We start from the raw sequence: 10,709 nt of genomic DNA, 5'->3' as shown, positions 1-10,709 counted from the left end.
TGGGAGAGTAGGACGTTGCCAGATTATTTTATTTGGACGCTTTAGAATGGCAAAATGCCGCGTTACCAAAATTTTTAGTTCATTCACGTACACAAGTACGCTCATTCACTAAAATATTTTGGTGCCTTGCATTTTACTTATTCTAAAGCGTCTAGTAGTTTTTTGGTTAATAGTGTTATTTGCTTCTAAGAAAGGTATTGTTAAAAATTCTAATAATTAATCACGTACACAAGTACGTTCATTCTCAAAATTTTAACGGTGCCTTGCATTTCACTCATTCTAAGACGCCCAGTTAGTTTTTGAGGGTTCATTATGTTTTTTGTAGATTAATTAACTGCTGCGTTAAGTAGAGAACCCAAATCTATGATTTGGTGTGAATCACTTACTCCTAAGAACGAAGTGAGTAGTGAGTTACATTAATTAGAACCCAAATCTATGATTTTGAGCAGGAAACTAAAATCTGTAATTTTATGTGAGTCGCTTACTCCTAGGAACGTTAATGATTAAAATTTGATAGTTAGCAGTTAACATTTAAAGAGACTTTTGTCCTAGTTTTCATTATAAATAAAAAAATGAAGGATTTAATAAAATTCTGTTGAAATTATTAATAAGAATAGTCTAGGAGGTTGAAAATAATGATAAAAATACTTTGTGGTTTAAAAGGTACAGGGAAAACAACAAGACTAATTAATATTGCTAATGAAAGTAAGGAAACATGTAAGGGTGATATTGTATTTATTGAGGCAAGCAACAAAAAAATATATGATCTAAAAAATAATATAAGATTGATTAATGCCATGGAGTTCAATATAAAAAATATTGAAAATTTCTATGGTTTTTTATGTGGAATAATTTCAGAGAATTTTGATATAAAAGAGATATATATAAATAGATTGTACAAGCTATTTGATTTTAATATTGATGAAGTATCTTGTCTAATAGAAAAACTAGAAAAATTGTATTCTAAGTATAATATTGACTTTATTTTGAGTATGAAATGTAATGTAGAAGATTTACCACAAGAATATAAAAAATATGCATTATAAAAATGTTTGACAGATATTTTTAAATGAATATATCAAAGGTTTAAAGAAAGATATATCCTGTGATATAAATATAAAAAAATTAGAAATTTCATTATTAAAAGGTTATATAATAAATAATATTATCTATTATATAACCTTTTTAAATAATAAACATAGAATTATAAAAATATTGTGGATAAAATTATACGTTATTAAATTGTGGATAAAATATAAATTAATAATTAGAAATTAGTTTTATAAAATAAATAATTGTTTAAGTAGCTTGAAAATATATAATAATAAGTATAAAATTTAAATTGTAAATACTAAGATAGAAAGGAATTAGTTATGGAATCAAAACAAAGAAGAATTCAAATATTAGAGCAATTAAAATCGTCTAAAAATCCTATTAAGGGCATAAAACTAGCTAATAAGTTTAATGTAAGCAGGCAAGTGATAGTTCAAGATATAGCAATTTTGAGAGCAAAAGGTGAAAACATATTAGCAACACCACAAGGATATATTAATGGTATAGAAGAAAATAAATATATAAAAAAGAGAATAGTATCTAAACATAGTGGCTATGAAGCAATAGAAGATGAACTAAATACAATTGTAGATAACGGTGGAAGAGTGTTAAATGTTATAGTAGAACATCCAGTCTATGGTGAAATAGAAAGTCCTTTAATGATTAGTTCAAGATTAGAAATCAAAAATTTTATGAAAAATTTAAAGGAATTTAATGCTGAGCCATTATCAACATTAACAGATGGAATACATATACATACTATAGAAGTTTTAGATGAAAGTATTTATTGTGAAATAGAAAAAGAATTAAAACGAAAAAAATACTTGATTAATAGCATATAAAATGCTATATTTTTTTTATACAGGTGACAAGACAGAAGTATATACATATAAAATTATATTAGATATCAAATGTTAAATAATTTTATATTATCACAGTTTTTATTTATATGTATTATAAATCAGATAAATTGTGTTTATATTTATGATAATAATTTGTTTATAATACATAAAAGAAAGGAGATATGATATGAAGAAAGCTAATATTAAAGATTATTTTGTTAAATTTTTAAATGGTATGGCCTTAGGCTTGTTTTCATCACTTATTATAGGGTTAATTTTAAAACAAGTAGGTCTAAAGACAGGAATTACTATTTTGACTAATTTTGGACAAATTGCTCAGTATTTAATGGGTCCAGCTATTGGAGCTGGTGTTGCTTATAGTGTTGGAGCTTCACCATTAGGTATATTTGCTTCAATTATTACAGGTGCTATTGGTGCAGGTACTATGTCATTAAATGAGTCAGGTTTATATGTAATCAAAATTGGAGAGCCAGTTGGTGCATTGATTGCTGCATTAGTAGGTGCAGAATTTTCAAAATTAATTCAAGGTAAAACTAAGGTTGATATTGTTTTAGTTCCAGCTAGTACCATTATAATAGGAGGTTTAGTAGGTGTCTATATAGCACCTTCAATTCAAAAAATGATGACTTTACTTGGAATTATGATTACGAAAACTACTGAAATGCATCCTTTGCCAATGGGAATAATAATATCTGTTTTAATGGGAATTATGCTTACGTTACCTATAAGTAGTGCAGCATTAGCAATTTCTTTAAAATTGAGTGGATTAGCAGCTGGAGCTGCTACTGTAGGTTGTGCAGCACAAATGATAGGTTTTGCAGTAGCCAGCTATAGAGAAAATAAAGTTGGTGGATTGATTGCACAAGGATTGGGAACTTCTATGTTACAAATATCTAATATAGTTAAAAACCCATTTATATGGATCCCTCCAATTATCACATCTGCTATTTTAGGACCTTTATCAACAGTTATATTTAAAATGACTAATAGTAAGATAGGAGCAGGAATGGGTACAAGTGGATTAGTTGGTCAAATTGCTACACTTGAAGTAATGGGTAATAAAGCTTGGTTAGGTATATTGTTATTACACTTTATACTACCAGCTATAATTACTTATGTTATATCAGAGTTAATGAGAAAAAAAGGATATATCAAATTTGGTGATATGAAATTAAATAATAAATAGATTGATTCTATTATTATCTTAGGATGATATATATAAATGTTATTAAAAAATTAAAAAAATTTAAAAATAATACCTTTAAAATAAATATTATATAAGAAAAGTTTGAAAAAATATCAATTGGGTAGTATAATTTAAATAAATGTATACAATACTTAAAATTTGTACATTCTTATATATAGATGTGTGAGGAGGTAATTATTTGAAAAATAAATCAATGTTCATATTCATAATAATATTCAGTATCCTAATCATATTGGGAAGTTCATTTACTAGTCTTATTAATTTTATTACTGATTATAAATGGTTTAGTGAATTAGGATATCAAAAGACATTTATGACTAAACTTTTAACACAACTTAAAGTTGGAATACCTGCGTTTATTATTATATTTGCTTTATTAATTTCATATGTAATGTCTATTAAAAAGAATTATTATAAAGAAGCCAATATTATAACTGAAAAACGCAGTGAAAAAACATTAAATACAATATTTGTAATTGTATCAGGTGTAATATCATTATTTATTACTACCACATTAGCTTCTAATTTATGGTTTACAATATTAAAGTTTATAAATGGACAAAAATTCAATGTTGCAGATCCAATATTTAACAAAGATATATCTTTTTATGTATTCAAGCTACCATTAATAAAAGAGATTGTTAGTATAGTTCTATTATTAGCTTTCATACTAATTATAGCAACAGTAATAACATATGCTATATTATTAAGCATAAGAAGACCAGCACAAGATAATATTTCAAATGTATATGAAATTTCTAGTGGCAGAAAGATGTCTAGTATCTTTAACAAAAAAATATTTAACATAGCTTTATTACAAATAGGATTGATTGGATTTGTTATATTTATAATGATTGGTATCAACTTGATGTTAAATTCATATAGCTTGTTATATTCAGCTAGAGGGGTAGCTTATGGTGCAAGCTATACAGATGTACATGTAACATTATGGATATATAGAATAAATGCAGTAATTGCTGTATTATCAGCTATAGGTTTTTTAATAGGCGTAATAAAAAAGAAACCAAAATGGGCAATAGCTGGTCCTGTTTTATTGATCGCTATAACTATTGTAGGTAATATTGGAGGCGGCTTAGTTCAAAGATTTATAGTTGAGCCAGATGAAATTTCAAAAGAAAAAGAATATTTACAGTATAATATAGAATTTACTCAAAAAGCATTTGGTTTAGATGATGTTAAGCAAGAAGATTTTAAGATAGAACAAAATCTAACAAAACAAGATTTAGATGAAAATCTAGAAACTATTAAAAATATAAAAATAAATGATTATAGGCCATTAGGTCAAGTATATAATCAACTTCAAGGTATTAGATCATATTATCAATTTAATGATATAGATATAGATAGATACAATATAAACGGTGATTATAAACAGGTATTCTTGTCAGCAAGAGAACTTGATCAAAATAAATTAAATGAACAAGCTAAAACTTGGATTAATAAGCATTTAAAGTACACCCATGGTTATGGTGTTGCTTTATCACCAGTTAATTCAATAACTCCAGAAGGACAACCAGAATTACTTATAAAAAATATACCGCCAGTTACTGATACAAATTTAAAAATTAAAAGACCTGAGATTTATTTTGGTGAATTAACTAATGATTACGTTATAGTTAATTCAGATGAAAAAGAATTTGATTTTCCACAAGGTTCAGACAACAAAGAGACAGTATATGAGGGAACAGCTGGTATAAAATTAGGTTCTTTCAATAAATTACTTTTTTCTATTAGAGAAGGTAGTATGAAAATTTTGATTTCTAGCAATATAAATTCTGATAGTAAAATCATACTAAACAGAGATATACATGAAAGAGTTGAAAAAATAGCACCTTTTATTGGTTATGATGGAGATCCTTATCTAGTTATTAATGAAGAAGATGGAAAGCTATACTGGATTATAGATGGATATACAACAACTAATAAATATCCATATTCACAAAAATACAAGAATTATAATTTTAATTATATTAGAAATTCAGTTAAAGTTGTTATAGATGCTTACAACGGTACTACTAAGTTTTATGTGTTTAATGAAGAAGATCCTATTATTAACACATATAAAGAAATTTTTAGTGACTTATTTGAAAGTAAGGATAAAATGCCGAGCTTTATAAAAGTTCATACAAGATATCCTCAATTTTTATTTGATATACAATCAGATGTTTACAAGGTATATCATGTAGATAATCCTATGGTTTTCTATAATGGAGAAGATATTTGGGATAAGGCTGAAGAAATATATATGGAAGGGCAACAAGAAATAGAATCTAACTATTTGATGTTTAAAATTCCAGGTGAGACTAAGGAAGAATTTTTAATAACAGTTCCTTATACTCCTAAAGGTAAACCGAATCTAACTGGATTATTTATTGCAAGAAATGATGGAGATAACTATGGAAAACTTTTACTATATAAGTTCTCTAAAGAGAAAACAGTACAAGGACCAAATATGATAGAAGCAGTTATAGACCAAGATTCTAATATATCTCCTCAATTAACACTATGGGGACAAAAAGGTTCTAAAGTGCTTAGAGGTAATCTTGTTATTATACCAATAGAGAATTCATTATTATATGTTGAACCTATATATATACAAGCAGACACAAATAATAGTATACCCCAAGTTAAGAAGGTTATAGTATCATATAAAAATAAAATAGTAATGGAAAATACATTAGATGCTGCTTTAGCTAAGGTATTTAATTATAAGCAAGTAATACCTGATGATGGGCAACAAATTCAACCTGGTGAATTACCAGATATTACGGATGATTTTGAGACATTAATAAAAACAGCTAATGAATATTTCGAAAAATCTAAAGAAGCTTCACAAGCCGGAGATTGGGCTAAATATGGTGAGTATATTAAGAAGCTTGAAGAAGTGTTAAACAAATTAAACAGTATATCAGTAAATCAATAAATATAATAAAAAAATCACATACTCAAGAAGTATGTGATTTTTTTATAAAATAAGTTGCAAAGCTAATTAATGGTTATTGCTTTTCTAGCTAAACAGCTATTATCATTAGTAAATGATGATAATGGATTTTGATATATTCTTTTAAAAACTAATCAAAATTAAATATTCACAGACATTAATGTTATATTTTTAATCAATGAGCATATTTTTTTGAGCGTACTTCTTTAATTGTAAGAGAATCGAGTTCTTGTGATTTTTTTACAATATCATCTTTTGCAATAATTTTTTTCTCAATAAGTATCTCTATTATACTAGCTATTGCTAAAGTATTCCTATAATCTATTTCCTTAAGTTCGCTTAATTGAGCCAATAAGTTGATTTTCATTTTGTTACCTCCATACTTCAAAGTTAATATTGATATTATTGTCATTATGAATTTATATATACAATAAAACTTGGATTTATAAAAAACATTGTGTTTAGTATTGATATAATTTAATTTATCGATATATGATATTACATTTATTCTTTATATTAATATAAAATTTTTTGGTGAAATTAATTTAATAAAATTGAAATTAAAAAGAACTTTATGCTTAAGTTTTTTTTAGAAGTTTAAAAATTATATTTTGATTAAAATAAATAACTGAAATTTAGATTTAAAATTTTAAAAATATGCACGGCTATCGCATGAAAAAAATATTTTTTGCGAAATCAAAAAGGAGTTTGTAAAGTTATCAAGAATAATACTAAGAGAGGGTAAAATCCTAATATCTTTGGAGAATTAATATGACAACAAACACTTTTACAGAATCATTTGAAAATATAACTGATTTTAGATAACTATGGAAAATAAAACATAAACTCATTATATTTTATTCATAGCAGTAGTAGCTACTATTGCAGGTGCAGACAATTGGATAGATGTTGGTGATTTTGCTGATGATAAAGAAGAATGGCTAAAGAAATATATTTCATTAGAATATTTAACTGACGATTTATCTAATAAAGAAATTTACATAGATTCAGAATATACCAATTGGTATATAGCAATTAACAAAATTACTCTCAATAAAAATATTATAAATATAACTACTAATTATAATAATACTTTTAATAGTGAGAAACTAGTAATACTTAATGAAAATGAATTTGAAAAAATATTAATTTTAGATATCTAAAAGATGATAAAATTATAAATAGAGAAATATGAAATTAAAAAAAAGATATATGCGGTAATTTTCTACCAAATATAGATTAATTAAAGTTATAAAATTTGATGAGTATTTAGCTACATTAATTAATTTAGATGGTTTATATTCAAAACAATCCAATAAAAAACTATGATACTTTAAATGCATTAACAAATACTTATATTAAAAAAAGTAATTACGATTTCTTTACTTTAAAACTCACTTTGTTCATATTGTCATAAAAACGCTCCTTTCTGGCTTGAATTTTATTTAGATTCTTACCAGAAAAGAGCTGATTTTTATTTGTTCACAAAGTAATTTACATTACTGTAAATTACTCATTGTAATATTAGGTGGACATAATACCACATGCCTATAACAGCTGCCATGGTGGACATAACAGGTTTCCGTCATAGCAATATTTTATAGCATTTTCGTTAGCTTTGTATGTTAAAAATTCATTTTTATCCAATTTTTTCACCTCCTTTACGATATTTTTATTAGTGAGTAAAAAAAATATGTAATGGTTTTCAGCAAAACCAAACCTCTCTAATCAGGTAACCTTGCAGCAAATTTTATTATTTTATAATTTGTTAAATACAATTTTCTTTATAATATCTTCCCATAGTGTCACATATATCTTTCATTTCCAAATCAATTCTATTTAAATCTTTCTGCCATCTTTTCATACCTCGTGCAAGCTCATTAAGATTACATATGTCTAGTATATTTTCTATCTTTTCATCTTCTATTGACCCCATAGAAAAAATTTCATCTGGTACAAATTCACACGGCTTTATATTTCCATATTCGCTTATACACCATTGATAGATTCCACCACCACAGTCAAAACAATGAAACTCTTTAAAACTGTTATTACTGCTACTTTCGTCTTTATCTTCCCATTTACCAATATGAATTTTATCTTTGTTTTTTTCACATAAATTACTTATAGTTTTAGCAACTTCATCTTTTTCATCACTTGATAATATTATTTTATTCTTTAATGTAATCGCCCTACCAAATGGTCTTAACGTGCCAAATTTTAAAAATTTCACATCATGTTCTAAAGCTAAGTCGACAATATCTTGCAATTTATTTTTATTATTTTTTGTAACAATAGTCGAAATAGAAACTGGTATACCTGCTTTTACTGCTACATCTATTCCATTCATAGTAGCATTAAATGATCCATCCAAATTTGTAAAAGCATCATGCTCTTTAGGAATATTAGAATACACAGAAACTTGAATATCTTTAACCTTTTTGAAACAATCAATATTATTTTTATTTATCAATACAGCAGTTGTTGTTACTGTAGTATCAAAGTTTTCCCCGCAATAATCTAATACATCTAAAAATCTATGATAAACCATTGGTTCTCCACCAGTTAATTGTATTGACATTGCTTTTCCTTTTAAGTACTTAAGCGTGTCCATTAATTTATCATAATTTATGAAAGTATTATTTTCTGTACTACAGCTTTTAAAGCAATGTTTGCAACTCATTATACATTTATTGGTTAAACTCAAAACAAGATATATCGGTATATTTTTAGTTTTTATTCCGTTCTTTTTTATAATGTGATTTTTAGGATTCTTACTAGTTTTAATTAATAATGATTTACTTTCAATGAATTCTTCTAAAATACTACTTATTTTTTCAATATCCTCTATCTCTAGTTCAGTTGATATTTCATTAACTATTTCATCTTTAGTCCTTATTCCATCGATTTTTTCTAACATATATACTTCAATATTGTTTAACATATATCTTTGATTATCCCTAAACAATATGCCATTCTTATTTAAATAATGTAATATTGTATTTTCCAATATATATGGATACATAAATTTTTCTACAGAAAAAGTTCTTTCTGTAACTCCTCCTATCTGTTTTTTAGTGAACTCTCACTCCACTTGTTTCATTCATCTCCAACTTATAGAAGATGGGAGATAAATGATAGGTACGTAATAATTAATACTATTTTCCTAGATTATTCATATAACCGTGGATAATAGGATTATTATTTTTAATTATAAGCTTTTAGTAAGCTTAAAAAATAGCGAGTTGTTATATATAAAACTTAATTTTTTATGAATAATCTTTGAAGATATCAAAAATTTAACATATTTAAACTTTATAATGTAATTATATCACATTTATTGTAACTATGGTACAATTTATCTTAAAATGTATTATATGTACAATTATTATTTGACAATCTTTTTTATATTATTATTTAACTTGAAAAACCTTCTTGTTATATAGATCTTTACTAAGAAGGTTTTTAGTTACATTTTACTTAATTCTGCTCATTCCATTAACATTGCGAAACTCCCACTGTAAATCAATGCAACGTCCCTATTACACCATTTCAATGTTACGCTATGGGCACGCAAAAAAAATAGCTGAGAAAATAATAAAAAAAGAAGCTAATTATGTTTTAGCTTTAAAAGGGAATCATGGTACATTTAATAAAGAAGTAAAAGATTATTTTTAGATGCCATAGCTAAAAAATTTTAAAATATGAATTACAGCAAAAAAGTTACGCGAGAAAAAGGTCATGGACGAATAGAAAAAAGGGAGTACTTCCAGACTGATGATATAGACTGTTTTTTTGTAGAAAAACATTTTTGGAAAAACTTGACTAGTATTGGTATGGTAAAAAGAACTGTTACAACAGAAAAAAATAACAGAAGAGAATTTTTATTATATATCTAGTCTCAGTATACCCCAAAATGCAGAGTGTGACTTATTTGAAAAAGCAGTAAGAAATCAATAGGGAGTAGAAAGTTGTCACTGGATTTTAGATGTTGTTTTTAGAGAAGATAATAGTAGAGTAAGGAAAAATAATGGCGCTGTAAATCAATCGATGTTAAAGAAACTCGCTTTAATATATATTAAAGAAGAGAAAAACTGCGAGAAAAAAATTAGCTTGCGACGCAAGAGATGATAAGCTTTTAGATGATATAGTTGGAATATAATAATATGAGTTGAGATATACTTTTTATAGTGTAAATCGGTTAGTAAATTAAATAGGTTTATTTGTTATACCATTAAAACAATATATGTTTTAAGTTACACAAATAAAAAAAAATCACATCAAATATTTAACAGAACAAGTCTATTTTTGAAAACTTTATGTAAAAGTTTTAATTAGAATATATTTTCATTCGATTGCCGTTAAAAATATGTATTTATACTTGAAAAAAAGGATATAATATGCTATAATCAATTCCAAATTAATAAATATACTGATAGGAATAGTAGATAATATAATCTTTTAAGAGAGTTAATGGTTGGTGTGAATTAGCATGATTAATTATCGAATCCATCCTAGTATTAGATGTATACCATTGCATGGTTTATAATGCACTTAAGTGAGCTATTTGCTAAGTAGGGTGGCAACGCGGGAAAAACTCTCGTCCCTAAGTTTTATTGGGATG

At 25.7% G+C, this 10,709-nt stretch carries 9 protein-coding genes and 1 other annotated feature; of the genes, 7 read left to right on the top strand and 2 right to left on the bottom strand.

Annotated elements, in window-relative coordinates:
* Window positions 1-635: 635 nt before the first annotated feature.
* The 4 genes from AYC61_RS02485 (at window position 636) to AYC61_RS02470 (ending at window position 6,067) form a co-directional block, all read left to right on the top strand.
* On the top strand, window positions 636-1,046 hold the full coding sequence (locus AYC61_RS02485) for a hypothetical protein (protein ID WP_066496419.1): 411 nt from the start codon (window positions 636-638) through the stop codon (window positions 1,044-1,046).
* 327 nt (window positions 1,047-1,373) lie between these two features.
* Complete coding sequence (locus AYC61_RS02480) at window positions 1,374-1,895, top strand: transcription repressor NadR (RefSeq protein ID WP_066496416.1); 522 nt, start codon at window positions 1,374-1,376, stop codon at window positions 1,893-1,895.
* 187 nt (window positions 1,896-2,082) lie between these two features.
* On the top strand, window positions 2,083-3,102 hold the full coding sequence (locus AYC61_RS02475) for a PTS sugar transporter subunit IIC (protein WP_066496411.1): 1,020 nt from the start codon (window positions 2,083-2,085) through the stop codon (window positions 3,100-3,102).
* Window positions 3,103-3,301: 199 nt separating this feature from the next.
* Complete coding sequence (locus AYC61_RS02470; RefSeq protein WP_066496407.1) at window positions 3,302-6,067, top strand: UPF0182 family membrane protein; 2,766 nt, start codon at window positions 3,302-3,304, stop codon at window positions 6,065-6,067.
* A 193-nt stretch (window positions 6,068-6,260) separates the two neighbouring features.
* On the opposite strand, the gene AYC61_RS02465 is transcribed toward AYC61_RS02470, so the two are convergent.
* On the bottom strand, window positions 6,261-6,452 hold the full coding sequence (locus AYC61_RS02465; protein ID WP_066496404.1) for a hypothetical protein: 192 nt from the start codon (window positions 6,450-6,452) through the stop codon (window positions 6,261-6,263).
* Window positions 6,453-6,939: 487 nt separating this feature from the next.
* Here AYC61_RS02465 and AYC61_RS22235 point away from each other — a divergent pair, with 487 nt between their 5' ends.
* Entirely contained in the window at window positions 6,940-7,248 is a 309-nt protein-coding gene (locus tag AYC61_RS22235; protein ID WP_082759749.1) for a transposase family protein, read from the top strand.
* A gap of 605 nt (window positions 7,249-7,853) precedes the next feature.
* Here AYC61_RS22235 and AYC61_RS02460 read toward each other — a convergent pair.
* The gene (locus tag AYC61_RS02460; protein WP_066496402.1) at window positions 7,854-9,110 is read right to left on the bottom strand and encodes a radical SAM/SPASM domain-containing protein; all 1,257 of its coding nucleotides are present in this window, start codon (window positions 9,108-9,110) and stop codon (window positions 7,854-7,856) included.
* A gap of 530 nt (window positions 9,111-9,640) precedes the next feature.
* Here AYC61_RS02460 and AYC61_RS21955 point away from each other — a divergent pair.
* Entirely contained in the window at window positions 9,641-9,763 is a 123-nt protein-coding gene (locus tag AYC61_RS21955; protein ID WP_275935210.1) for a hypothetical protein, read from the top strand.
* Between the two features lie 26 nt (window positions 9,764-9,789).
* Window positions 9,790-9,984, top strand: coding sequence for a hypothetical protein (locus AYC61_RS20945; protein WP_156456311.1), 195 nt, complete (start codon window positions 9,790-9,792; stop codon window positions 9,982-9,984).
* A gap of 524 nt (window positions 9,985-10,508) precedes the next feature.
* Window positions 10,509-10,696 (top strand) — a binding site (T-box leader).
* The last annotated feature ends 13 nt before the right edge of the window (window positions 10,697-10,709 follow it).

This window comes from Abyssisolibacter fermentans (genome assembly GCF_001559865.1).
GTDB classification, from domain to species: domain Bacteria; phylum Bacillota; class Clostridia; order Tissierellales; family MCWD3; genus Abyssisolibacter; species Abyssisolibacter fermentans.
This window is presented reverse-complemented; position numbering and strand designations above follow the sequence as displayed.